The organism is Acinetobacter sp. NBRC 100985, from assembly GCF_000241225.1.
Lineage (GTDB): Bacteria > Pseudomonadota > Gammaproteobacteria > Pseudomonadales > Moraxellaceae > Acinetobacter > Acinetobacter venetianus.
Map to the genome: position 1 here is coordinate 29758 of NZ_BAEB01000010.1, position 24936 is coordinate 54693.

Annotated in this window: 21 protein-coding genes and 2 pseudogenes; 11 read left to right on the top strand and 12 right to left on the bottom strand. The window is 38.8% G+C overall.

Annotated elements, in window-relative coordinates; translation table 11 throughout:
* Positions 1–2 precede the first annotated feature (2 nt).
* The 9 genes and pseudogenes from ACT4_RS03080 to ACT4_RS03120 all read right to left on the bottom strand — a co-directional run bounded on the left by ACT4_RS03080 (position 3) and on the right by ACT4_RS03120 (position 9967).
* The gene (locus tag ACT4_RS03080; protein ID WP_000913090.1) at positions 3–464 is read right to left on the bottom strand and encodes a Mov34/MPN/PAD-1 family protein; all 462 of its coding nucleotides are present in this window, start codon (positions 462–464) and stop codon (positions 3–5) included.
* 5 nt (positions 465–469) lie between these two features.
* Complete coding sequence (locus ACT4_RS03085) at positions 470–2182, bottom strand: ThiF family adenylyltransferase (protein ID WP_000421732.1); 1713 nt, start codon at positions 2180–2182, stop codon at positions 470–472.
* Positions 2182–3195 (bottom strand): nucleotidyltransferase, encoded by a 1014-nt coding sequence (locus ACT4_RS03090; RefSeq protein ID WP_000211630.1) that lies wholly within the window; start codon positions 3193–3195, stop codon positions 2182–2184. The genes ACT4_RS03085 and ACT4_RS03090 overlap by 1 nt, the downstream gene beginning before the upstream one ends.
* A gap of 114 nt (positions 3196–3309) precedes the next feature.
* Entirely contained in the window at positions 3310–3489 is a 180-nt protein-coding gene (locus ACT4_RS17650) for a hypothetical protein (RefSeq protein WP_001141891.1), read from the bottom strand.
* A gap of 205 nt (positions 3490–3694) precedes the next feature.
* Positions 3695–4777: an ImmA/IrrE family metallo-endopeptidase gene (locus ACT4_RS03100; protein WP_000148671.1), complete on the bottom strand. Its 1083-nt coding sequence runs from the start codon at positions 4775–4777 to the stop codon at positions 3695–3697.
* A 382-nt stretch (positions 4778–5159) separates the two neighbouring features.
* On the bottom strand, positions 5160–6161 hold the full coding sequence (locus tag ACT4_RS03105; RefSeq protein ID WP_007479726.1) for a PIN domain-containing protein: 1002 nt from the start codon (positions 6159–6161) through the stop codon (positions 5160–5162).
* A 91-nt stretch (positions 6162–6252) separates the two neighbouring features.
* A complete protein-coding gene (locus tag ACT4_RS03110) occupies positions 6253–8667 on the bottom strand; it encodes a tetratricopeptide repeat protein (RefSeq protein ID WP_007479728.1) in 2415 nt (804 codons plus the stop codon).
* A gap of 157 nt (positions 8668–8824) precedes the next feature.
* Positions 8825–9670 (bottom strand): annotated as a pseudogene (locus ACT4_RS03115) (YifB family Mg chelatase-like AAA ATPase); the annotation flags it as partial.
* Positions 9671–9739: 69 nt separating this feature from the next.
* Positions 9740–9967, bottom strand: a complete 228-nt coding sequence (locus tag ACT4_RS03120; protein ID WP_004876316.1) for an accessory factor UbiK family protein — start codon at positions 9965–9967, stop codon at positions 9740–9742.
* A gap of 275 nt (positions 9968–10242) precedes the next feature.
* Between ACT4_RS03120 and glnK the strand changes: the two genes are divergently transcribed.
* From glnK to ACT4_RS03155, 7 genes are all read left to right on the top strand, one after another.
* A complete protein-coding gene (gene glnK / locus ACT4_RS03125) occupies positions 10243–10581 on the top strand; it encodes a P-II family nitrogen regulator (RefSeq protein ID WP_000780326.1) in 339 nt (112 codons plus the stop codon).
* A 68-nt stretch (positions 10582–10649) separates the two neighbouring features.
* Complete coding sequence (locus ACT4_RS03130; protein WP_004876320.1) at positions 10650–12056, top strand: ammonium transporter; 1407 nt, start codon at positions 10650–10652, stop codon at positions 12054–12056.
* Positions 12057–12179: 123 nt separating this feature from the next.
* On the top strand, positions 12180–12644 hold the full coding sequence (gene nrdR / locus ACT4_RS03135) for a transcriptional regulator NrdR (RefSeq protein WP_004876323.1): 465 nt from the start codon (positions 12180–12182) through the stop codon (positions 12642–12644).
* A 12-nt stretch (positions 12645–12656) separates the two neighbouring features.
* A complete protein-coding gene (gene ribD, locus ACT4_RS03140) occupies positions 12657–13757 on the top strand; it encodes a bifunctional diaminohydroxyphosphoribosylaminopyrimidine deaminase/5-amino-6-(5-phosphoribosylamino)uracil reductase RibD (RefSeq protein WP_007479785.1) in 1101 nt (366 codons plus the stop codon).
* Positions 13754–15046 carry a DNA adenine methylase gene (locus tag ACT4_RS03145; protein ID WP_004876328.1) on the top strand — a complete coding sequence of 431 codons (1293 nt, stop codon included), beginning with the start codon at positions 13754–13756 and terminating at the stop codon, positions 15044–15046. The genes ribD and ACT4_RS03145 overlap by 4 nt, the downstream gene beginning before the upstream one ends.
* A gap of 396 nt (positions 15047–15442) precedes the next feature.
* Positions 15443–16285, top strand: a complete 843-nt coding sequence (locus ACT4_RS03150) for an MIP/aquaporin family protein (RefSeq protein WP_007479786.1) — start codon at positions 15443–15445, stop codon at positions 16283–16285.
* A gap of 159 nt (positions 16286–16444) precedes the next feature.
* A complete protein-coding gene (locus ACT4_RS03155; RefSeq protein ID WP_007479787.1) occupies positions 16445–17104 on the top strand; it encodes a riboflavin synthase in 660 nt (219 codons plus the stop codon).
* Between the two features lie 40 nt (positions 17105–17144).
* Here the strand turns inward: ACT4_RS03155 and ACT4_RS03160 are convergent, their stop codons facing one another.
* Genes ACT4_RS03160 through ACT4_RS03170 form a run of 3 tightly spaced genes read right to left on the bottom strand, consistent with a single transcriptional unit; the run spans position 17145 to position 19678 of the window.
* The gene (locus ACT4_RS03160; protein ID WP_007479789.1) at positions 17145–17771 is read right to left on the bottom strand and encodes a hypothetical protein; all 627 of its coding nucleotides are present in this window, start codon (positions 17769–17771) and stop codon (positions 17145–17147) included.
* A gap of 35 nt (positions 17772–17806) precedes the next feature.
* Positions 17807–18223, bottom strand: coding sequence for a DNA polymerase III subunit chi (locus tag ACT4_RS03165; protein WP_007479790.1), 417 nt, complete (start codon positions 18221–18223; stop codon positions 17807–17809).
* Between the two features lie 6 nt (positions 18224–18229).
* Entirely contained in the window at positions 18230–19678 is a 1449-nt protein-coding gene (locus tag ACT4_RS03170; protein ID WP_007479791.1) for a leucyl aminopeptidase, read from the bottom strand.
* A gap of 157 nt (positions 19679–19835) precedes the next feature.
* Here ACT4_RS03170 and lptF point away from each other — a divergent pair, with 157 nt between their 5' ends.
* The 4 genes and pseudogenes from lptF (at position 19836) to ACT4_RS03190 (ending at position 24931) form a co-directional block, all read left to right on the top strand.
* Positions 19836–20936, top strand: coding sequence for an LPS export ABC transporter permease LptF (gene lptF, locus ACT4_RS03175; protein WP_007479792.1), 1101 nt, complete (start codon positions 19836–19838; stop codon positions 20934–20936).
* Positions 20936–22006, top strand: coding sequence for an LPS export ABC transporter permease LptG (gene lptG, locus ACT4_RS03180; protein WP_004876343.1), 1071 nt, complete (start codon positions 20936–20938; stop codon positions 22004–22006). The genes lptF and lptG overlap by 1 nt, the downstream gene beginning before the upstream one ends.
* Before the next feature lie 117 nt (positions 22007–22123).
* Entirely contained in the window at positions 22124–23674 is a 1551-nt protein-coding gene (gpmI, locus tag ACT4_RS03185; protein ID WP_007479793.1) for a 2,3-bisphosphoglycerate-independent phosphoglycerate mutase, read from the top strand.
* 80 nt (positions 23675–23754) lie between these two features.
* Positions 23755–24931 (top strand): annotated as a pseudogene (locus ACT4_RS03190) (S41 family peptidase).
* The last annotated feature ends 5 nt before the right edge of the window (positions 24932–24936 follow it).

Here is a 24936-nt window from a genome sequence, read left to right on the forward strand (position 1 = left end):
TATTATCTCTCTAAATCTAGGGTGGATCGGTAACAGGAACCATCTGGTAGGTAGGTGTGAGCACTGCCATCAAGATGATTGTTTTTTAAATGAAAAATCAGTAAGACTACAAAATTTGCACCCACTTTTGGATCGGACACCAATTCCCTCATGGTGTGATGGTCTTTACTGCTGGGTTGTACACTGAAGAGAGGATGGCTATGCCATTCACCTAAATAGTTAAATTTTTGATAATTATTGTTTGTTGATTTATGAAAAAGACGGATTGCTTTAATAGCATCCGTAATTCCACGTACAAAGGATGCTATCGTTCCACTCTTTTGAATAGTTAATGAGTTAACTCTAAAATGGTTTGTACCAATATGCTCACCCATTAAAACACCGCCACATTCGTGGGTTCCAGACTTCAATAGGGCTTTTACCAGTAAAACTTGTATGTCAGTAGGAATGGATATTTTCAGCATCAGTATTAACCTTTCATCGGTTCAGGCTCTTCAATAGAATTGCCATTTTCCCTTTCAAATATTTCTTTATCCGTAGGAGATTCTGCTACTAAAGCACCCGAACAGTCGATAGGACGAGTATCAAAAGGACATTGAAACATCCAATATCTACGGAACCCTATTAAATATGCTGAATATGGATAAGAGGATTGCTCATCAATTGTACATAAAGTATCTAATGTGAACTGCGTCATAGATGCTGCAAGAGCTGTTACATCTGCATCTGATGCTATATATGTTTGGTTTTGTGTTTGAAAGCCGTAATTATTAACTTTGCCCTCTGGAATTGGTTCCAACGTTTGTAAGACACCATAAATATGATTGCGAAGTTCTAAGGGGGAGGCATCTAACGTTGGACGACTACGGGCCATCATTGCTCCACCACCGCCACCAAAAATTTCACCCCATACCATGGGAATGTGTTTTCTTTTAGCAATTGCAGCTAATGTTAAGAACGTATGGGTATTTGCTGTCGCATCAACAATCAGATTACATGTGGCAATGGCATTAGCGATATTGGAATTTAAATGAGGATTTTCCTGTCCACCAATTTGCATTTCATACGTTTCAACTTGTATGTCTAATGCTGTTCGTTTTAATGCTCTTTCAACAGCATAGGTTTTAGCAAAGCCAACATCTAACCAGTTGAGTTCATTACGGACAAGATTGTGGGGGAGCAGAATATCATCATCAATAAGTAGAAAGTTTTTACAACCCGACCGTGCCAGTGAAATTGCAATTTTACTTCCTAACGATCCAAGACCTACTATTGCTACCCTTATATCATTGAGATGGCTAAATTGTGCTGGCAATCTTTGGCTCTGATCATCATGTAGATTAATAGCAGGATAACTTACGAAAAGTGGTGCTGTATTATTAACCAAGAATAGTTCCAAGTTACCCTTTATGTCATATAACAATATAGGCTGTATGGAACTTGTGAATTCCTCCTGAGCAGGCCATAAATTGCCTAAAAAGGATTCTAATGAAACTCGGTCATTTACGGATTCCTTTAATTGAGGAACAGAATCAATTCGTATTGCCCATCCAGACAATTCAAATCTTTCATTAGAAAATGATGGTACGATGTCAGGTAGAGGTTTGTTCTGAATATTTGTTGGAACAATAACGGTTTTGTCTCGAAAGCTTGAGATGGCAATCTTAAAGTCCATTTTCTCGGAATCACTACCCAAGAGTATGTGACGTAACATAGGTGTTTCAATGAACCTTTCTGAAACACTTCTTAATTTTTGACCTATTGTTTCAGAATGCCTAGATGGTACAGGTTCTACATTCATCTCCAATACAGTCATTGCATCTGTTAATAAAAGAAGCTGGGCACTTCTAACTAGATCCACTCCACTGATATTGGTATTCCAATTATCTGGGCCATATTCTAGACACAGCACTCCTGAACCACCATACTGGTGCAAGATACTCCATCTTTCACCAGATTTTTGTGGGCGTATATATGCTGGTAGCTCTGGGAAAAGCTCTGGATATACTAAAACACCATTAAAATCTATAGTTCCTATCTTTAGAGAGAAGTTCAAATGCAGTTCATTTGTGTCTGTTGAGTTCCATTCCTGAATCTTAAAACTATTTTTCTCTTTCTCAAGATCAGTCAATAACTGCCGTTCTTGAGCTAGGCGTTCTAATGGTGTTTTTAGCAGTTCCATTACGCAAAGCCTCCTGGTTTATTTGGATAAACAGGGGTTGATGGAAATGTTAATCCCGCACCTAGAGCAGAACGGATTAAAGAGCTGGCCATATCAGCAGAGTTTGCACTTTTGTGTGAAGCCGAACGTGGAAAACGATTACCCAGAACCTGCCGCCATAGGGCTAATGCTTTATCATCATCTGTTTCATTTAAGGCGTTTCGTGCAATAGCAGCTTGTTCTTCTACCTTTTCAAAAAAAGTTTTGAACTCATCTGCTGTAACCGCAGAAAAAACATTATTGCCTGCAACACCAGGATCTTCTAAATGTGGAATTATGCCTAGTGACGCATAAATCCCATAAGAATCCCTGATCGTTTCTAAAAGATAAACAAACAACTTTTCATAGTTGGATTCGTAGTAATTCATATGCTTGGCAACCAGGCATTCTAAAATGAATCCTTTTGGTCTTTTTAAATCAGACAAGTTCTCACGACGCCACCATTTAAATAGCTTCACAAGAGGCTTAAATCGACCATTTGCATTTTTATTCACCTCAACAGTCCACTCGGTATGAGCTGGAGGGTTGGTAACTAGCCATTCTTCAAGATGAATGTCTGGAATCAGATAGCCGCCATATCCATCTGAAATGATAGGGACAACATCCATATCAACTTTTTTCAACTTAACATTTACTGAACGACGGTTAACGGTAAGATCGGTATATCCAATATCCTTTAATGCCGTATGTACTGCATCAAGGACAATTTGAGGGTCATCATTAATTGTGTGATTTGTAAGGGCAATAATATCTACATCTGGCCTTTGTGTGATTCCGCCTATGGTAGTCGGACGTACTGCCGTATTTCTTTTATAAGAACCTGATAAGAATGTATGCACATGTACTTTGCTGAATTCATTATGCACTTTTAAAGCATCACGAAGCGTATTATGTGCGCTTGAACAATCATTAACCGTTGTTGTAGAGGGTTCAATATCGGAAAGTAGGTCAAGAAACTGCTGTTGAGTTGTCATAATTCTCTCTGAGCCCATGTACTAAAATGGGGCATAAAATTAAGTGCGATCAGAAAAATTAAGTAACCTACTACTGTGAACTTTGTTGCATAGCAGTAGGTTATTTAACCTTGTTTACGATATTGAGTTTGAGTTATCAGGATCATCCGATTTTTTATTACGGATAGTATCCTTTTCTTCTTTCAATGGCCGAGTTCTGGGAAATTTAAAATATCCAGTTGGATGGACAATAATTTTTCCAGATTTATGGCGATAAGATTTACAAAACACGAAGTCTTGATTTTCGGTAGGCATTGTTAGCCCTCCTATTTTGGCGGCTCGTTTTTCAGGGCGCATACCAAAATAAGCGGGTAAATCTTGAGATTTACGGGCCTAAATGTTAGAATGGGGTTCTGACAGCCAGATCTAACATGAGGTATGCGTAGGGCTTAGAGCCATATGCCTTTCCTGTGTGAAAATCTATCAAGCCGACTCTACCCAATAGAGTCGGCTTTTTAATTTATGAAACCATCTCAATAGTCTCCATTGAATCTAGGTCAAAATAATATAGTTTTTTAAAGTCATCTTCATATAAGTCAAATAATTGAGATAACTCACTAATGACAGATGTTGATGTTTTTTTTGCATCTATTGCGTAGTCAAAGAGCATGGAAGCTACTCTATATGTCGGTTCTCGATCCAATTCATTTGGTTCAACTTTACGATAACCACGCATAGCCATCTGCCGCCATAAATTGGCACTTTGACTTGAAGTTATAGTTCCTAACTCTGACGCCCTATAGATTAAGGCCGCCATTGAGGTTTTCCATTCCTTTTTAAGTCTTAGATAATGAGCTAAATTGGTTGAACCTAATTGATCAATAATTTTTTCTTCTGGCATTAAGAATTCGGCAGCAAAGTCATTTGCTTCTTTTTCCATGAATTCAGATGGCTCTTCATGGAGGACCAAATGCCCAAGTTCATGTGCTAATGTGAAGCGTATTCTGTCATTTGGCTGGTTTGCATTTAGAAATACGCATGGAGACACGCCATGCATTTTTAAGGATACGCCATCAACATTGTTATCTTTAAAGTCGCATAAAAAGACTAAAACCCCTGCATCTTCCACAGTGGCAGTTAGGTTTTCAAGAGGTTCATTTCCTAGCACCCACAATGATCTAAGCTTTTTAGCCGCTTCTTGAGGGGTGTTTACATCTATGCCAATTTTAAAAGTTGGTAAGGAGTTTTTTCTTTTTGGTACATTTGTGAGCAATTCTAATGTTTGTACATGGCCCATTTTTAACATCATTTCAGCATTCATACGGCTCAATGCTTTAGCTGTGGTAGAGCTTTTTTTTCTGTATGCATGCAAACTAATCGGCAGTGCATTTAGCTTTTCAATATGTTCAAAAAATCGTATAGGGAAATGTAGGGCATTAGATAGATTTTGGATAACTTCATCGGAAGGTTTTAAGTCCCCACTTTCAATTTTAGATAATGAAGCCTGAGTAATAGACTGTCCCATTCCAGCAATTAGTTCAGTTTGACTAAGGCCACGAAAGTTTCGTGCAATACTAAGCATATCAGGATTGAAATGAGTCATATTCACCTCCAAGATCATTGACTTACAGATCAAGTTAAATGAATAATAACTGAACAGTAAAGAGTATGCAAATTTTTCTACAAATTATTCCTAAAATGTTTCTATTTTTAATAACCACTATATATAGTGGTAGTTCTTTGAATTTTGATACCATATATTGTATTTTATTGTTTTGCAATCTTAAGAAGATAAATTGAAATGGCTCTACTTGATTTAGTGGTTTTGAGAGTTATACGATTAGACAATTAAATTTGTAGTACGGTTGGTTTGAGAAAGGGGAATATCCTGTTCTAACTATCTTTATTCATATTTCTTAGTAAAGTATCATACTTAAGAGATTGAAAAATATAATATTCAGTTGAAAACGATATCGATTGTTATCTTAGGTATCTAACATATCCCATTCGTCACCTAATACCCAACGTAGAGCTGACAATTTACCGTTAATCATACCCCATTCAAAGTCATTCCAAGGGCCAACATCTTCATATGTCTCTTTAACTTGTTTGGCAGATTTGATTGCACCTTCAAGAATATCTTCGTGAATAAAATGATTACCATAGTGTTTCGTACCTTTAGGAACAATTTCTATCTCACCTTCATTTATTTTCCAGATTAGATTTTGATGACGGTTATACCAAATTTTATCCACTAGCTCGTCTAATACATCGAGAATTTCTCTTAAACCCCGAGTTTCTTCTGTAAAGTCATATTCAAACTCTATTTCAGCTAAGTAATTATTATCAATCTGGTTGATTGCGGATGCTAAGTTGTTAAAATAACAAGTATTACCATTGAAAATATTTTCAAAATCAGTATGAGGCTTTCGATGGTCTTTGGCAGAAAAGTCGTTATGATTTTGTGTTATGAAAAAACAACTATCTGCCGTATTGACACCTAATGAAAATTCATAAAATTGCTCAATAATTACAGCATCAGCTACTGAGTTTTTACTGATATGGAATGGAGCTTTTTTATCTAAGCCTCGTTGAATGGCTGCAATCTTTGAGCGCTCGCTAATACTTATTTTTTCCGCTGATTCAATTAGTCTCTCAACTCTGTTAATGGTTGCATAGTTAGCATCAGTCAAAAGAGGAAGTCTTGCATTTATATCGTTTAGTACTTCAATGGTTTGAGCTTTATTTTTTTTTGCAAACTCACTTACAACTGCTTTGACTTGTTTAAATTCTTGAGATAATCGTTTTGCTGTTTTGTTTGCGACCTCTTCTTTGTTTCTTTCATATTCTTGAGCTACTAAGTCAATTACGACTAACTTTGCTACTTTAGTACGAACAAGTTCTTCCAATGCAGAAACTAGTGGTAATTCTTGTTTCTTAGTAGAAATATCTAAAAAAACACACGTATCAAGAAATATATAAAACATACTGCCTCATTGATTATTAAAAAGTTAAATTTATTGACCCTCATTAATGTGCTTATAGGTAATTCTATAAATACATCTAAAGTAACATTTTCTATAGAGGCAATATATATTGATTTATTTTGCGTTCTAAGCGTTCAATTTCTATCTTGCACTTTTGGTAATAAGAATCGTTAGGGATATTACTCTTAGCGATATTTAATGATATGGTTGCGTGCTCTATATCTCCATCTGCTAAATAAACATATATTTTTTGTAACTCACATAGGTGCATAGATTTCCCGAGTTTATGAGCTAAATCTAAGCACGTTATAGATTCTTTGGTTTTATTTTTAATTCTGGCTAATATTTTACCTTTAGTAAATTGGAGTTCTGAGTGATTAGGATCAATGTTAGTAGCTTTATTGATTTTTTCTAATGCTGGTAGAAAATCTTTATATATAAATAGAGTGTTTGAATACTTCTCTAATAACCAAATATTTGTTGGATCCTCATCTATCGCTAATTCATAGTATGAAATTGCTTGTTCTTTATTACCCTCATTAAAGAATTTTCTAGCTGCCCGTGCAAACCTACTTAAATAAGCTTTTTGATCATTATCTGATATTTCTACTTCAATATGTTTTAAAAACTCTATATATCTTTTTTGGATTGTTTCTAGATCTTTTTGAAGAGGATGTGTTTGATCATTAAAATTTACAGTTCTATCTTTACAAAATTTCATAAAATCATTGTTGAAAGTAATCTGAAGTTGGCCATCAATACTACTAAGTTGACAAATCCCTTTACTACCTTCTAATGTGCTCTGAGCTAAAGAAAAAGTTAAATTAGCTTTATCAGAAGCTAATTGCATAAAATATTGATCATGATCAGGACCAAAATAGGTTAAGAGAAGTAAAAAGTGCTTTTCTTTTTCATTAAATCTTTCCCAAACATCAGAAAACAAGAACATCCCTAAGTCTTTTTCCTGTAATCTTTTCACTTTATCTAATGCGCTATTAAGTGAGCTTTGTAGTTCATTTGCAAATTGAATGAAAACATTCAAAATCAATGGTTTATTATTGAGTTCTCGAGTGATTTTTTTTAAAGTAGGTATGCCAGCCTTTTTTATTGCATCAATATTTAATATATCTCCTCTTTTTTGAATATATTCTACACCTTCTTCATCGGACCATTTAGTTGTTTCAATTGGTCTTGCTTCAAGTCTTTCTGTACGACGAGAAGTAAGAATTACTCTTCCAGCATAACGGGAAAGTAAGTGTATTTGTTTACCTAGATTAATAATATCATCATCATTTTCAGCCATAGTTTCTGTATTATCTAAAATAATGAGATGCTCATTTTTTTTAATCTTCTCTTTTTCAAGTAAGCCTTTTAATTTTTGAATAATAGTTTCTGCATCTTTTTGATACCAACTATTGTCAAGTTTGACTTCTAATAGTTGTGCTATATGTAAAGCGACATCTGCAACGCCTAGATTGTTGTTCGTGAGTGATTCTAAACCATGTATTCCCCAACGAGTCTTTTTTGCTGTGTAAAAAGTAATAACACTGGGTTTCCATTCGACCTCAATAGAACCTTCAAGGACACGATGCATAAATTCTAAAATGAGAGTTGTCTTTCCAATGCCACCATCACCATATACAAGACATCGTTTTGAGTCTTCTGGATCATTAAACCAGTCAATAAGCTCAGTGATTTCTTTTTTTCGTCCTGTAAAGTCAGCTACTGATATAGCTCTCTCTGGTAAAAAAATTAGCGGATTCCAATCATTATATTCATATACCTCATAAGTTTTTTTTGTAGAAATATTAAAAATTTTATTTGGTACTTCATAAGATTGATCGGTAGCGTTTGTTAAGGATGTTTGAACTTTAGCAGTAACATGAATCATCCCATTATTAGTTTTTTTGATTTTTCTGTAACACGTAGGATTTCCATCAAATAATCTTAATGTTTGAATAGGAGTAGAGATATTAAAATTTTTAGGAAAAAATAAAAAATCGTCGCCTTTACTTTCTGGTAGATAAACTTTTAATTTTTCTAAAATATATTCAATAATATCGATATCTAAAAATAAATTAGTTGATGAAATACCATGACCAAAGATACTTTCATTTCGATCTTCAACATATGTATGTAAGATATTTCTTAAAGATATTTCTTTGATTTGTAGCCATTCTACTAATGCAGGTTCGTTTGAAATATCTTTATCTTCAAAGTAGAATCTAGCTAAAGAGCTGTTTTTCAATTTTGCTATCTGTGTTAGAGAGTTACTTATAAAATCAACGCATGTTCCATCGGCCGGTTGAGATAGCTCAATAAAACTAATATCAATTTTTGACATGTTTTCAGAACTTTCTTTAGCTAAAATATTTATATATTCTGCATTTGAAATACAAATATGTTGAATAAGCATTCTAAAAATACTCAGACTTACTTCAGCAATATTTTTTTGTGTTTTTAATTTACGTGCTGCTTTAATATTATTTAAAAAGATATTATACATTGCAAGATCCAAATATATAGTTAGTACTTTGATATTGTTTTAAATTATATTAAATTATTTTTTATATTCAATGATTTATTTCAAATAAAGATTACTGTAAAGATAAAACCTGTAATTTATCGCATAGTTGTTTGGAATGTCGCATAGTTGTTTGTAAATGACAACCGCCACCCACCAATGCGATGGCCGATGCTGTATGGTGCGGGGCGCGAAATGGACGTTGTCCAAAGGTATGTTGGGCATTTGCAACCGAATAGATACTTGCGACTTCTAAATTTTCATGTGCAGCTAAGGGTGGCAAAATTGAGGGTAATCTTGATGCGAGTAAGGTTTTCCCTGTGCCTGGAGGCCCTTTAAATAATAGTGAATGTCCTCCTGCAGCAGCAATTTCTAGCGCTCGACGAGGACGCAATTGTCCTTTTACATCGGCAAGATCAAGTTGATAGCCAGCAGAAGTGGTTTCTGTTCTTTGTGGTGCGGCTTCTATCTTGGAATTGCCCAAAAAATGTGCACAAACATCTTGCAGATGTTGTGCAGCATAAACCTCAAAGTTTGGTAACTGATTGGCTTCTTCTACATTTGATATTGGTAGTAATAGGCGATGTTGAGCTTGTTGGCACGCCATGGCAATCGTTAAAGTACCTGACACTGGTCTTAAGTGCCCATCTAGTGCAAGTTCACCAATAAATTCAAATCCTTCCGTGCAGTTTTCAGGTAGTTGACCTGAGGCAACGAGGATGCCAAGTGCGATAGGTAAATCGAGTCGAGAGCCATCTTTTGGTAAGTCTGCGGGTGCTAAATTGATTGTTAAGCGCTTGGTTGGAAACTGAAAACCACTATTGATGATGGCTGAACGGACTCGATCTTTACTTTCTCTGACTGCTGCTTCTGGAAGTCCGACAATTGTTAAAGATGGGAGTCCTGAACTGATATGAACTTCAACCTCGATTTGAGGGGCATTCAGCCCCAATAATCCCCGCGTATAGATTTTTGCAAAAGACATTTTATTATTGTTCCATCATGGTGCTTTATTTTTAGTCACTTTAGGGTTTAATTTGCACTGTGTTGGTGCTTATTTTTTGTTCTGCACCATTTCTTCAAGTGACTTCATTTGTTGTTGTAATTCATTTAAGCGTTGATTGGCTGAATTAAGGGCAGTTCTTTGACGTTCTAGCTCTTGCTTTGATACGAGATCTAATTTTTCGATGCTTTCATTTAAAAGGGCACGTAGGTTTTTTTCTAAATCTTTTTTTGGTTGATCAACTTGCTGCAAAATTGCTTGTAAAAGAGTTTCAATCATAAAGAGCTCAATAGGTTATGTATATTTGCTGCTCAGTGTATCACTGCTTGTATTAATCCTCTAGCGCTGTTGAATCAAGCGCGATAGATAACTTAGAAATATCGCTAAACTTTGGCAAATGAAACTTATTTTCGATTGTATGTCTACATCTTGAAGCCTAAATAGGTTATAAAGAAAGCTTATGCCAAGTATTTAAAAATCCCCAACCTTTAAATATTGGCATGAAAATTGAACATAAAACCTTACTGGTGAAAATAAGCCGAAGGAAAACAAACATGAAGCTTGTAACTGCAATTGTAAAACCATTCAAATTAGATGATGTGCGTGAAGCACTCTCTGATATTGGTGTTCAAGGGATTACCGTAACTGAAGTCAAAGGTTTCGGACGTCAAAAAGGTCATACTGAACTGTATCGTGGTGCAGAGTATGTTGTTGATTTCTTACCGAAAGTAAAAATTGAAATTGCAATTAGCGATGAAATGGTTGATGCAGTCATTGAATCGATTACTCGTGTCGCAAGCACAGGCAAAATTGGTGATGGGAAAATCTTTGTCACGAATTTAGAGCAGGTTATCCGTATTCGTACTGGTGAAACTGGGCCAGATGCTGTCTAAATTGGCATAAAGTTTGCTGAGTTAGAAATTAAGAGAAATAGCTCACAAAATAAGGTTGGGGGACACGAATGAAAAAAATGCTTATGGCGCTCAGTCTATCTGGCGCACTCTTAGGTGGTTCAGCTGTTGTTTGGGCAGAAGATGCTGCATCAACTCCAGTCACTGAACAAACTGTAGCAGTTGCTGATACTGGCGCTGCAACTACAGAAGTCGTTGCAGTAGAAGCACCAGCTCCTGAAGAAGCTGCTCCAGCGGCTGAGGCGACAGTAGACACAGGCGATACAGCTTGGATTCTCGTTTCAACAGCACTCGTTCTGTTGATGACTATTCCTGGTTTGGCTCTCTTCTACGGTGGTATGGTTCGTAAGAAAAACGTTCTAAGCACTATGATGTTCAGCCTTTCTGCTGCAATTTTAGTTAGTTTAATTTGGGTAATCGTAGGTTATTCACTCGCATTCTCTGGTTCAGGCGCATATGTTGGCGACCTTGCCAAGGCAATGTTGAATGGGGTCGCATTTGATGCCTTGAGTGGAACGATTCCTGAAAGCTTATTTGTTATTTTCCAAATGACATTTGCGATCATTACTGTAGCGATTATCAGTGGTTCGATTGCAGATCGTATGAAGTATTCAGCGTTCATGGTTTTCATCGCAGTATGGGTGATATTGGTATACGCACCAATTACTCACTGGGTATGGGCAGCTGATGGTTGGTTATTCCAAGCAGGTGCATTAGATTTCGCTGGTGGTACAGTTGTACATATCAACGCGGGTGTTGCTGGTTTAGTTGCAGCATACATGTTGGGTAAACGTACTGGTTTAGGCCGTGAATCAATGGCGCCACACAATCTTACTCTTACTGTTATCGGTGCAAGCTTGATCTGGGTAGGTTGGTTCGGCTTTAACGGTGGTAGTGCGTTAGGTGCTGGTGCTCGTGCAAGTATGGCGATTTTAGTAACACAAGTTGCTGCTGCCGCTGCTGCATTCTCTTGGTTAATCGTAGAACGTGTAATTCGTGGTAAAGCATCTGTTTTAGGTGGTGCTTCTGGTGCGGTTGCTGGTTTGGTTGTGATTACACCTGCTGCTGGTTTTGTCGGTGTAGGCGGTGCTTTAATCATGGGCTTAATCGGTGGTGTAGTTTGCTTCTGGGGTATTACAGCATTGAAACGCTTCCTTAAAGCAGATGACGCTTTGGACGCATTCGGTTTACATGCTGTTGGTGGTATCGTTGGTGCGGTTCTTACAGGTGTGTTCTACAGCGATGAAATCATCAAAGCTGCTGAAGTTGCACTTGCTCCAACATTTGCTGGTCAATTATGGGTTCAAGTTGAAGGTGTATTGGCGACAATCGTATATAGCGGTGTTGTAACCTTCATTATCCTTAAAGTGATTGATTTAGTGATGGGTATCCGTGTAAGCGCTGATGATGAACGTATGGGTCTTGACCTTAGCCAACATGGCGAACGTATCGAATAATCGATTATAGATCATCTAAAAAACAGCCCTCATGGGCTGTTTTTTTATGCATGGGGTGAGCTAGTTCAGCATTTGCATAAACTTTGCTACACTTAAGCAAAGTGAGTAAATAATCGCAAAATTATGCATTGTCCTTTTTGTAACGCTGCTGATAGTAAAGTCATTGACTCTCGTCTGGCTGCCGAAGGGTGCCAGATTCGTCGTCGCCGTGAATGTACAGTTTGTGGTGAACGTTTCACGACCTTTGAAAGTTATGAAATGGTAATGCCTCGTGTGATCAAATCCGATGGTAAAAACGAACCATTTGATGAGGCAAAGCTACGTCGATCATTGATGCACGCATTACAAAAACGTCCAGTTACACAAGAGCAGATTGAAACAGTACTCAGTGATATCCAGTCACAAATTCGACGTTTGGGTGAGCGAGATGTGAAATCCAGAACGATCGGTGAAATCGTCATGCAAGCTTTATTTGCACTGGATCACGTTGCTTATGTCCGATTTGCTTCTGTCTATCAAGATTTCCAAGATGTCGAAGCATTCCGTCATCAAATTGAACAAATGCAACAACGCGAAAACGAAGCTTAAGTTAGAGAACCCATGTCTGAGTTAAATCAAGATTCCTTGTCTCAAGATCAGTATTGGATGCAACGAGCAATACAACTCGCTCGACTTGGACAATATTCGACAAAACCTAATCCAAATGTTGGCTGTGTCATTGTTAAAGATGGTCAACTGATTGGTGAAGGTTTTCATCCTCAAGCAGGGCAACCACATGCTGAGGTGTTTGCATTACGCCAAGCAGGTGAGAATGCTAAAGATGCGACAGCCTATGTAACGTTAGAACCATGTGCGCATTATGGAAGAACACCGCCATGTGCTGAAGCTTTAGTCAAAGCACAAGTCAAAAAAGTTGTGGTTGCATGTGCTGATCCAAATCCTTTAGTGGCTGGTAAAGGTGTAAAAATCCTACAGGATGCTGGTATAGCGGTTGAAACGGGCATTTGTGAAGACATTGCAAAAACATTGAATTTTGGTTTTTTGAAGGCAATGGCGACGGGTCTGCCCTATGTGCGTTTGAAGATTGCTTCAAGCCTCGATGGTAGGACGGCAATGGCGTCAGGTGAATCAAAGTGGATTACGGGGACAGCTGCTCGTCAGGATGTTCAGCATTGGCGTGCGATCTCTGCTGCTGTGATTACAGGTATTCAAACGGTTCTCGCTGATGACTGTGAACTGAATGTGCGATCTTTAGAAAATATTGATCTTAAAAGTGTCGTTCAGCCTAAGCGGATCATCTTAGATCGTCAGGGGCAACTACCGCTTTCTGCAAAAATTTTACAGAATCCTGCAACTGTTATGGTGATGACACCATTTCGCCAAGAACTAGATGAATTAGGCGTGATACAATTAACGCTGCAACCTTTAAATCAGTTATTACAAACCTTATCTCAACAATATCAAATTTATGATGTGTTGGTTGAGGCAGGTGCAACATTGTCGACAGCCTTTTTACAGCAAGGTTTAGTTGATGAAATGATAAGTTATGTTGCGCCGACTTTGCTTGGTCAAACAGCTCGCGCCATGTTTAATGCTGAGTTTAGCCAAATGGCTGAGCAGCTTCGCTTTGAGTTAATCGATGTAACCCAACTTGGGCAAGATATTCGCCTAAGATTGCTCCCTATCCAAGAGATGATATGAATCCAGAACCATCGGTTTATCACAAACGTCGTCATGCGGCACGCACGACAGACGAGTATCTTTTTCATCAGTTAGTTCCTTATCTTGGTAATAAGCGTCGTCTGCTACATTTGATTCTTGAAGCACTTGAAATCACTGGAACACTGAATAGTAAGAAAAAGAACCCACCGATTTTTGCGGATTTCTTTGCAGGAAGTGGCGTAGTTTCTCGTTTGGCTCGTCAAAATGGTTATCGTGTGATTGCCAATGATTGGGAGCCTTATAGCCATGCATTGAATCATGCCATTTTAGCTTCAGTGGATGCACCAGCGTTTAAAGAATTAGGTGGCTATCAAAAAGCGATTGATTATTTAAATCGGTTGCCTGAAGTTAAAGGCTGGGTTACACATAATTTATGTCCTCGAAATGACGACGTATATGATCCTGCACGCGATCGTTTGTTTTTTAAACGTCGTAATGGTATGCGTATTGATGCGATCCGTCAGCAAATCGCAACTTGGCAAGCTCAGGGTGCAATTAACGATGTTGAAATGAGTGCGTTACTAGCACCGTTACTTTATTCGGCAAGTTTTGTCAGTAATACCAGTGGTGTATTTAAAAGTTTTCACCAAGGCTGGGGCGGGCGTACACAAACTGCTTTAGAGCGCATCGAGTCTTTATTGTGGTTAACGCCAAGTCGTTTCTGTGAAATGGGCGATACGAAGCGTCCTGCCGCAGAAGTGTGGTGTGTAGATGCACAGCATTTAGCAAATCAAATGAGTAGTTTTGAGGTTGATGTTGCTTATCTTGATCCGCCGTATAATCAACATGCCTATAGTAGTAATTACCATGTATTGAATGCCTTAACGCTATGGGATCAGGTGGATTTACCTCCTCCAGATACCAAAGGCTTTAAGAGTGGTATTGATCGTGCGTGGCGTAAAGAACGTCCAAGCCCATATAATTCATCAAAGCATGCAAAAGATGCTTATGAGAAATTATTAAATACGATTAACGCACGCTATATTCTGACCAGTTATTCGACTGATGGAAACATTGAGCCGAAGGATTTGCTGACAGCCAATTTGAAGCGCGGCAAAGTCACGTTATTGACACAAGATGTCCCTCGTTATCGCGTGAGTAAGCAACGTCAATCTGAGCGTGCACGTGTATTGGAATTTATCGTGATTACAGATACGCATGCGAAATCAGGTCCACCGTTAAGACAATTACTGGGGCAGCTTTATCACTTTGCTGAATTAGGCGGAGTCGATACTTCTGGTAATAGTACTCAGCTTGCGCTTTGGTAGTTTGAAAAACACCACTTCGAGCAATCAAAGTGGTGTTTTTGTATCAACTATTTCTAGTAAATCGGTTAATTAGATTAACTAAATCGGTTTATGAGATAAATATTTGTTTTTATAATAAAAATCTCTCATTTTTCCGCGTAAAATTCGTGTGGAAAATATTTTTGCATTTTCTTTTAATTCTCGCTTCTATTTTAAATTTTAATTTAAAAACAGTGGTTTGTGATAATTTTGGTGTTTTGGTTTAAAGAGGATCATATCTTATTTTCCATAGAGAATAATTTTACTAATCGTTCAAAAAATTACCAAATTATATTGACCATAATAGAGAATAAATATAATTTGCCGTCCTTAATTTAGGGTCTTGCCTATTTGCAGCGATGACCAAGAGAGGTTGTTATGAGTCGCTCGGAACCCACCTTATTGGGGCAATGTGTAGCAGAGTTTTTCGCTACCGCAGTTTTTCTATCATTTGGTATTGGTGTGGTTGCTGCACTTAAACTTGCAGGGGCAAGTTTGGGGTTGTGGGAAATTAGCTTAGTGTGGGGCCTTGCTGTTGCATTGGCTGTCTACCTCTCGGCAGGTATTTCTGGTGCGCATCTGAACCCAGCTGTGACGATTGCATTGGCTTTATTTGCAGGTTTTGATAAACGCAAAGTGCCTTTCTATATCATTTCCCAAGTGGCTGGCGCTGCTTTAGGTGCTCTTCTGGTTTATAGCTTATATAGCAATCTATTTATCGATTATGAGCAAAGTCATAATATGGTTCGTGGCAGTGTTGAAAGTCTAGAGTTGGCAGGAATTTTTTCAACCTATCCTCATCATTTGCTTTCTATTGGACAAGCATTCATGGTTGAAATGTTTATTACCATGTTGCTGCTTTGGTTGATTATGGCGATTGGCGATGATCGTAATGGTTTGCCGCGTGGACCGTTAGCTCCGTTGTTAGTGGGTTTGTTGGTAGCGGTTATTGGTGCATCATTTGGCCCATTGACAGGCTTTGCAATGAATCCTGCACGTGACTTTGGCCCGAAAATGGTGGCTTATTTTTCAGGGTGGGGTCCTATTGCTTTTACAGGCGGACGGGATATTCCTTATTTTATCGTTCCGATTATTGCTCCGATTGTTGGTGCGTGCTTGGGTGTTTTGGGATATAAATTATTTTTTAGTCATTTCTTGGTTAACCATCAAGTCGAAGCTAAATCGAATACTGAAAAGCAAATTTCAGAAATGCAGTCTTGATAAGCTAGTTTGAATGAAATGTATAAGGGCGATCAAAGGATTGCCCTTTTTTTGTAGAGGGAGATTTGAGCGAAGAGTGGCTTGTTATCTCTAGTCCTTTGTTTTAAGGTATCTGATTCACGCTGGCACATACTTGAATAAAGGTAGGTTATAAGTCTCATGTTTACAGGTATTATTGAAAGTTTAGGTAAGGTTGAGAGCCTACAAAGTGTGGGCGGTGATGTACGCTTGCGTATTCAAACTGATTTAGATATGTCTGATGTGCATCTGGGTGATTCAATTGCAACCAATGGAATCTGCTTAACCGTGATCGAATGGGGCGCAAACTGGTATGCAGCAGATGTTTCTCGTGAAAGTTTGAATCGAACCACTTTAGGTCAATGGAAAGTGGGCCAAGCTGTGAATGTGGAAAAGGCAATGTTGCCAACCACGCGTTTTGGCGGACATATTGTCAGTGGTCATGTTGATGGTTTGGGTGAAATTACTTTGGTTCGTGAAGATGCACGTTCATTATATTTTGAAGTGACAGCACCTGTTGAGTTAGCTAAATATTTAGCAGAAAAAGGCTCAGTGACTGTGGATGGTATTAGCCTGACGATTAATCATTTACGTGGCAATATTTTGAGTTTAAATCTGATTCCACATACAGCAGAACGTACCAATATCGGCACTTGGCAAGTGGGTACGAAAGTGAATTTAGAAGTTGATGTGCTAGCTCGTTATATTGAGCGCTTATTGTTAGGTGATAAAGCAGCAGAGCAGAAATCAGAATCCAATATCAGCATGGCTTTCTTAGCTGAAAATGGTTTTTTAAAATAATAGACCCGAATAAAAAGCCCAGTTTCAACTGGGCTTTTTATTACTTTTCATCTGAAAATTCACTGTTTTTTAGAATATATTCGATTTCATCTTGAGCTAGAGCATGCAATTTGGCGCGGAAAACAGTGACGGCCTGTTCAATGAGGCTTTCTGCTTCCAATTCTAAGCGTACACGTACACTTTCCAACTCAGATAAAATCTGTTGATCGTCAATAACCAAACGTTGCGGTTGCGCAAAGTCGATACTCGGTTGCTCAGGGTTTGGTTGATAACGTTCAGTTTGTTGAGCAATTTCTTGATCGATATGATTGCGTAAAGCCACTAAGTTTTCAGTTTGTTGCTCAAATTGCTTTGCTTCATCGGCATGGAGCTGGGCAGCATACGCTGCTTCAGCGGCACGTTTCTCTTCTAAGGCTTTCTCAAGTGCAAGTTGCTTGCGAATGCGCGCTTGTTCAATTAATTCTGCTTTGAGATCAGCATAGGCTTGTTCAATACGCTGTTGCGAAATTTGTTGAGCCTTTTCCTCATCAAATTTCCACGTTTGAATTGATGTTTGTGGTTGCAGCAGGTCACAGATGCGCGCTAGATCTTCCTGATAGGTTTGACGAACAGCTTCAGGGGTGTTGAGCCAACGTTTCTTAAAGTCCTGACCTACATTTAATGCCACACGATACTCCTCAAATGATCTGATCTCATACAGATTTATAATTTAAATGTCCGAGGCTCAATGCCTAAACGACGATACAGTTTAAATTTTTCTCGCCCGATCTGCTTAGCAGTCTCATTATTTTCAATAATCTCGATAATGTGGCGAAAATCTTGAGTTTGTTCAAGTGCATGATTGTTAAAATTAAACACGATCCAATCTTTCGATGGTGGAAGTTCTGCGGAAATACAAACTGCACTGTTTGGCGTATCAATACCATGCGGTATAAAACTAAGTTGGTCGAAAGTCCAAAGTTTCTCGTCGAGTTCAGTTTGTAATTCTGAATCAATACAATGCCACCAGATTTGAGGATGCTGATTCAGAATTTTGCGACATAGGCGGCAAGCACTTTCGACTTGCCGTTCTGTACTATTTTCAAAGAGATAAAAACTAATCTGCGGGTTCACTAACATCAAACCTTAGTGATTAGTCTGAGCACGATTTGCTAAAAATTGTATGAGCAATGGAACTGGACGACCTGTTGCACCTTTGGCTGCACCTGATAACCATGCTGTACCTGCAACGTCTAAGTGTGCCCAACGGTATTCACGGGTGAAGCGTTCAAGGAAGCAAGCCGCTGTAATCGCGCCACCATGTGGTCCACCGATATTGGCAATATCAGCAAAAGGCGTATCGAGTAGTTCTTGGTATTCTTCCATTACTGGCATACGCCATACACGGTCAAGTGATTGTTCGCCAGCTTGGAGTAGATCTTGAGCGAGTTCATCGTCAGGCGTAAATAAGCCGCTAACTACTTTGCCAAGTGCAACAACACATGCACCTGTCAAGGTTGCGATATCAATCACAAGGGCAGGGTTAAAGCGTTTGATATAGGTCAATGTATCACACAATACTAAACGACCTTCAGCATCGGTATTTAGGATTTCAACCGTTTGGCCGCTCATTGTTGTGACAATATCACCCGGACGTGTTGCATGACCTGATGGCATATTTTCAGCAGCTGCAATTGCACCTACGACGTGAATTGGAAGTTTTGCTTCACAAAGTGCTTGCATCGTACCGAGAACAGAAGCAGCGCCGCACATATCGAATTTCATCTCATCCATGCCAGCACCAGGTTTAAGCGAAATACCTCCTGTATCGAAAGTTACGCCTTTACCCACTAAGACAACAGGTGCTTGATCAGTATTGGCATTATATTCTAGTGTAACGATACGACCTGGACGATCTGAACCTTTGCTGACGGCAAGAAATGCGTACATGCCAAGATCAGCCATTTGCTGCTCATCTAATACGGTGACTTTAAGTAAATCAGGGTATTGTTTTGCCAATGCGAGTGCTTGATCTGCAAGATATTCGGGGAAGCAAATATTGCCCGGACGGTTACCCAAATCACGCGCGTAGCTCTGACCAGATTGCACTGCATGGATCAAGTTCAATTGCGCTTCATCCAAAGATGTCTGGCTTGCGATCAGATCAATCGTTTCTAAAACAAATTCGTTCTTTTTTGACTTGAACTCATCATAACCATAAGCAGCTTGAGTGAGGCTAAGTGCAAACAAATGATGTAAATCAGTTGGTAATGCAGATAAATCGACAGTAATTTGTTTAAATTTATTTTGTGATGATTTGATAATGGTTTGTGCGAGTTTTGCTAATTTAATCGCTTTTAACTCATTACTTTTACCCAATCCAAGGATTTGAGCATTTGGTTGTGTAGCAATTTTTGCAATCAGTGCTAAGTTTTCATTAAAACCTGCTTTGAATTGAGTTGCAGTAATAGATTCTTCTAGGTCTTTGATTTGGTATGAATTTAAATTTTGTTGTAGTTGTTCTGAATCAACCAAAATCCATAAAGATTCACTAGATGATTGTGCTGGAAGGCTAGTGTGCAGGGTAAATTTCATTGTTTATATAAAACCTAATGCATAAAAAACAGAGATCATTCCATTAAACACTTTCAGATATGAGGTTGCAATCCGCAACAAGCGATAGGTTTTATATTTTTAACATTCGGGTAAACTAGCACTACCCCTCGATTGGTCTATTTTTGGAAGCATTACTTTGATTATTCGGCGTTACCTCGTCAAACAAGTGGTGTCCACCTCTCTGGTTGTGACTGCCTTACTCACGTTAATTATCATGGGTGGTCAGTTAATCAAGATATTTGGACGAGCTGCACAAGGTCGTTTGGATGCTGGCGTGCTGCTCAGTATTATTGCTTATCGTCTGCCAGAATTCTTAACTTTGATTCTGCCATTAGGTTTCTTTATTGGTCTAATGTTGGTATTTGGTCGTCTGTATGTCGATCATGAAATGGCAGTTTTGAATGGCAGTGGGGTCAGTCGAAATCAATTAGCAAGATTATTGCTGCCGATGACTTTGGTTTATTTGTTTGTTCAGTCATTTTTAATGTTCTGGGGTTCGTCATCAGGCATACGTGCTTATGAAAATTTGATGCAAACCCAAGCCGTTCGTGCGGGTTTTGATTTAGTTCGACCGAGAGAGTTTATTTCCTCAGGCCCTTATACAATTTATGCGGGTTCTCTTTCAGAAGATCGAAAGAACTTAAAAGACATTTTCTATTATCAAAAAGCAGATCGCGAAGATAAGCCAGACGTCATGATTCTGGCAAAAGAAGCGACACGCGTCGAGATGGCAAACGACACGGCAAATGTAGTTGACTTGGTACAAGGTCGCCGCTATGAGATCTACCCGAATCAGCCCAAATATACCCAAGCCGAATTTCAGTCTTATCGTTTACGTTTAGAAAATGATAAGGATGTTAAATTTGAAAGTGATGATGTTGAAGCATTATCAATGAGTAAGTTGTGGCAAAAACGTGACGACTCAGTTGTTAGAAGTGAATTGGGTTGGCGAATTTTCGGTCCTTTTGTCATTGTCGTTGCATTAATGTTGGCGGTTGCGTTGTCTGAAGTGAGTCCTCGACAAGGTCGTTATTATCGTCTTATTCCTTCAATTTTTATTTTTGCCAGCTTAATTGTATTGATGATCGCAATTAAGACTCGTATTAGTAAAGGGGAGTTGGATGTTTGGGCATATCCAGCGGCGTTGTTAATTTATGCGACTGCGGCGGCAATTTTTGCACGTAAACAAAAGTTAGCACCAAAAATTAAGAAAAGTATTCAGCGAGTGGGGTTGTGATGTTAGCACGTCGAATAGTTGCCAAACATGTCGTGAAAACCACGGTTTTAGCGATGCTTGGAACCACGCTGGTCTTGTCATTTTTACAGATTTTATTTACCTATTTAGGTGAATTGGGTTCACTCAAAGATAACTATAACGCATGGCAGGCTTTCCTCTATGTATTGTGGGGTGCTCCAAGCTATTTATATGAAATTCTTCCTGTTGCTGCTTTGATTGGTTCAGTTTTAGGGTTGGGTGCTTTGGCATCTAACAGTGAATTGATTGTTATGCGCTCGATTGGCATTAGTCTATGGCGTATCGTTGGCTGGGTTATGCGTTCAGCACTTTTATTGATTGTTTTGTCTTTTGTCTTAAGTGAGTGGGTGATCCCTTATACCAATGAAAAAGCACAAAGTATTAAGAAACAACGTAGTGTTGCCACTTTAGGTGAAGTGAAAGGGTATTGGTCACGCGAAGGTCAGCGCTTTACCTATATTGATTATGCGAACTCGCAAGGGCAATTACGTAATATTCAGTCCATTGATTTTGATGAAAATTACCGCTTACAGTCTTTTATCACTGCGGATAAAGGTCAATTTGTTAAAGATGGTCAGTGGAATTTAGAGCAATCACATCAGGTTGATTTACTGGCTCAAGGGAATGCTATTAAAACGGATCATGAGCAACAAGCTCTTGGTTTGGCTTTACAACCCAAATATGTACATATGGTGACTTTAGATCCAGATGATTTATCACCAAGTCAGCTGATTAGCTTCATGCAATATTTAAAAGAATATAGCCAAGTGCCGAAAACTTATGAGTTGGCTTTTTGGCAGAAAGTTTCATCTCCATTTGCCATGATTGCATTGGTATTAATCGCCTGTTCGTTTATTTTCGGTCCTTTACGTCAACAATCGATGGGCTTCCGTTTGGTTATTGCCTTGTTCACGGGTCTTGGGTTTTTCTATCTACAAGATTTCTTGGGATATGCAAGTTTAGTCTATGCACCTTCGCCTGCGTGGTTTGTGTTATTGCCGATTCTCATGATGTTTGGGGTAGGCAGTTATTTGCTTTATCGAGCAAGATAAACTGATTTGACAATTCTATCCTCAGCATTGAGGAAAGCCATGAGTTAGGTCGTAGAGAATTCGCTTAAATTTCGGTAAAATATGCCGATCAAATGATAGACAAACAGAGAGTCCATTATGACGGATGCAAATGCTGGCAAAATTCCTCACGTTCTTGTAATTATGGATGGTGTGGGACATCGTGAAGCAGTTGAAGATAATGCGTATCTAGCAGCGAAAACACCAAACTTGACTGCGATGAAAGCAAAGCATCCAAATAGTTTAATCTCTGGTTCCGGCGAAGATGTTGGCTTACCTGATGGGCAAATGGGTAACTCCGAGGTTGGACACATGAACCTTGGTGCAGGCCGAGTGCTTTATCAGGACTTTACTCGTATTACTAAAGATATTCGTACAGGCGATTTCTTTGAGCATGAAGTGTTAGTGGATGCTGTAGAGAAAGCTAAAACAGCTAATGGCGTTGTTCATGTAATGGGCTTGCTTTCTGAAGGTGGCGTTCACTCACATGAAGATCATATTGTGGCAATGTGTGAGCTTGCATTAAAGCGTGGCGCAACGGTTTATTTACATGCTTTCTTAGATGGTCGTGATACACCACCTCGTAGTGCCAAGCCGTCATTAGAAAAACTAGATGCACTTTTTGCACAATATCCAAATCAAGGTCGTATCGTTTCGATGATTGGTCGTTACTTTGCAATGGATCGTGATAATCGTTGGGATCGCGTAGAACAAGCCTACCGTTTGATGACAGAGGGTGAAGCGACTCGTGTAGCCAACAGTGCTGTAGAAGGCTTAGAGCTTGCTTATGCAGCAGAAGAGAATGATGAGTTTGTCAAAGCAACCCGTATTGGCGAAACTATAAAAGTACAAGATGGCGATAGTGTTGTTTTCATGAATTTCCGTGCTGACCGCGCACGCGAAATTACCCGAGCTTTTGTTGAAAAAGACTTTGCTGGCTTTGAGCGTAAAGTTGTACCGAATTTATCTAAATTTGTCATGTTGACACGTTATCAAGCGAGCATCGATGCGCCAGTTGCTTATATGCCTGAAGCTTTAAAGAACTCAATTGGTGAATATCTATCTAGTTTAGGTAAAACCCAATTGCGTATTGCTGAAACTGAGAAATATGCGCATGTGACGTTCTTCTTTAGTGGTGGCCGTGAAGATGAATATGCTGGTGAAAAGCGTATCTTAATTCCATCACCAAACGTTGCAACTTATGATCTACAACCAGAAATGAGTGCAATCGAAGTGACTGATGAACTGGTGAATGCGATTAATTCTGGTGAGTTTGATTTGCTCGTTGTGAACTATGCAAACGGTGATATGGTTGGGCATACAGGTGTCTTTGATGCCGCTGTAAAAGCGGTCGAAACGGTCGATACATGTTTAGGTCGTGTTTATGATGCAGTGATGGCAAACAAAGGTCATATGTTAATTACGGCTGATCATGGTAACGTAGAGCAAATGCAAGACTATGATAGTGGTCAGGTTCATACTCAACATACCACTGAGTTAGTCCCCTTTATTTATGTCGGACCAACTCAGGCAACGATTGCAGAAGGTGGTGTATTGGCGGATGTTGCTCCAACACTTTTGAGTTTGATGCAAATCCCTGTACCAAGCGAAATGCAAGGTAAAAACTTAATTACATTACAATCAACCTAGTTCTTATTTGTAAGATAAGAAAGTCCCTCTTATCCAATGGGGGATTTAGGAAGATTTTATAAAATAAATAAGGTGAAAGAATGACTCAACACAACAACATTTACCGTGCACTATTTGCAAGTGTGTTGATGTGTTGGTCACATATCACTTTTGCTGCACCGATTACACATGCATCGGGATGGGACGATGAGGCTGCTCCACGTAGTGCTGAAGTCCCGATTGAATCAATTCAGCAATTTGTGCAGATTTATGGCATTGTTAAAGACAATTATGTTGATAAAAAATCTGATGAAGCGCTTTTCCAACAAGCCGTTCAAGGGCTAGTGGGTGGCTTAGATCGTTATTCTCGGTATTTATCTGCTGAGGAATACCGTCAGTTGATTCAATATACAGAGGGTGATCTCGCTTCTGTTGATTTCAATCTCAATTATGATAACCATACTCGTTCATGGCAGATTCAGGATCTTAAAAGTGGCTCTGATTCAAATAAGCTCGGTTTGAAAAATGGTCAAACCATCATCAAAATTGATAATCAAGAATTAAAAAATTTGAATCAAGACCAAGTACAAGGGCTGTTATATGGTTCGATTGGTAGCACCATTCAAATACAACCTGAAAATAGTAATAGCACGGTAATTTTAGTCCGAAATAAAAAGGTCGAAACGGATATCGAACCTGATTTGCTGCATAATCAAGTGTTGGTCTTAAAAAATTCGCGTTTTTCAACAAGATACGGCAAATGAAATTAAACGGATTATTGACGAATACAATCCAAATAAGTTAAAGGCAGTTGTTCTTGATTTGCGAAATAACCCTGGCGGCTTGCTTTCAGCAGCAGTTGAATCCGCAGATTTGTTTTTGAATGACGGGCTTATTGTTACGACGAAGAGTCGCTCAGAAGGCGATCAGCAATTTCAGGCATTACCAGCAAATAAGTTTCAGAAAATTAAACTTGGCATTCTGATTAATCGTCGTTCCGCTTCAGCCGCAGAAGTTTTTACAGCAGCATTAAAAGAACATAAACGTGCTTGGGTTATCGGTGAGAATAGTTATGGTAAAGGCGTTGTTCAGAAGCTTTTCCCATTACCGAATGGTGCAGCTTTGCAAATGACTGTGTCTCACTACTACACACCCAATGGAAATATGATTGAAGGGCAAGGGATCCAGCCGAATCAAATCTATCCTTTATCTCCAGAGATAAAAGAGGATAACTATTTGGATCATGTCGCAGAGTTCACGCTGAAAAGCAAGTTATAAAAAAG

Bases quoted from the DNA above. Each gene is read 5' to 3' on its own strand.
- ACT4_RS03120 (WP_004876316.1), bottom strand. From the start codon at position 9,967: ATGATTGAAACTCTTTTACAAGCAATTTTGCAGCAAGTTGATCAACCA.
- ACT4_RS03080 (WP_000913090.1), bottom strand. From the start codon at position 464: ATGCTGAAAATATCCATTCCTACTGACATACAAGTTTTACTGGTAAAA.
- ACT4_RS03100 (WP_000148671.1), bottom strand. From the start codon at position 4,777: ATGACTCATTTCAATCCTGATATGCTTAGTATTGCACGAAACTTTCGT.
- ACT4_RS03150 (WP_007479786.1), top strand. From the start codon at position 15,443: ATGAGTCGCTCGGAACCCACCTTATTGGGGCAATGTGTAGCAGAGTTT.
- ACT4_RS03085 (WP_000421732.1), bottom strand. From the start codon at position 2,182: ATGGAACTGCTAAAAACACCATTAGAACGCCTAGCTCAAGAACGGCAG.
- ACT4_RS03130 (WP_004876320.1), top strand. From the start codon at position 10,650: ATGAAAAAAATGCTTATGGCGCTCAGTCTATCTGGCGCACTCTTAGGT.
- ACT4_RS17650 (WP_001141891.1), bottom strand. From the start codon at position 3,489: ATGCCTACCGAAAATCAAGACTTCGTGTTTTGTAAATCTTATCGCCAT.
- ACT4_RS03170 (WP_007479791.1), bottom strand. From the start codon at position 19,678: ATGAAATTTACCCTGCACACTAGCCTTCCAGCACAATCATCTAGTGAA.
- nrdR (WP_004876323.1), top strand. From the start codon at position 12,180: ATGCATTGTCCTTTTTGTAACGCTGCTGATAGTAAAGTCATTGACTCT.
- ACT4_RS03165 (WP_007479790.1), bottom strand. From the start codon at position 18,223: ATGTTAGTGAACCCGCAGATTAGTTTTTATCTCTTTGAAAATAGTACA.
- ACT4_RS03105 (WP_007479726.1), bottom strand. From the start codon at position 6,161: ATGTTTTATATATTTCTTGATACGTGTGTTTTTTTAGATATTTCTACT.
- lptG (WP_004876343.1), top strand. From the start codon at position 20,936: ATGTTAGCACGTCGAATAGTTGCCAAACATGTCGTGAAAACCACGGTT.
- ribD (WP_007479785.1), top strand. From the start codon at position 12,657: ATGTCTGAGTTAAATCAAGATTCCTTGTCTCAAGATCAGTATTGGATG.
- ACT4_RS03110 (WP_007479728.1), bottom strand. From the start codon at position 8,667: ATGTATAATATCTTTTTAAATAATATTAAAGCAGCACGTAAATTAAAA.
- ACT4_RS03090 (WP_000211630.1), bottom strand. From the start codon at position 3,195: ATGACAACTCAACAGCAGTTTCTTGACCTACTTTCCGATATTGAACCC.
- gpmI (WP_007479793.1), top strand. From the start codon at position 22,124: ATGACGGATGCAAATGCTGGCAAAATTCCTCACGTTCTTGTAATTATG.
- ACT4_RS03155 (WP_007479787.1), top strand. From the start codon at position 16,445: ATGTTTACAGGTATTATTGAAAGTTTAGGTAAGGTTGAGAGCCTACAA.
- ACT4_RS03145 (WP_004876328.1), top strand. From the start codon at position 13,754: ATGAATCCAGAACCATCGGTTTATCACAAACGTCGTCATGCGGCACGC.
- glnK (WP_000780326.1), top strand. From the start codon at position 10,243: ATGAAGCTTGTAACTGCAATTGTAAAACCATTCAAATTAGATGATGTG.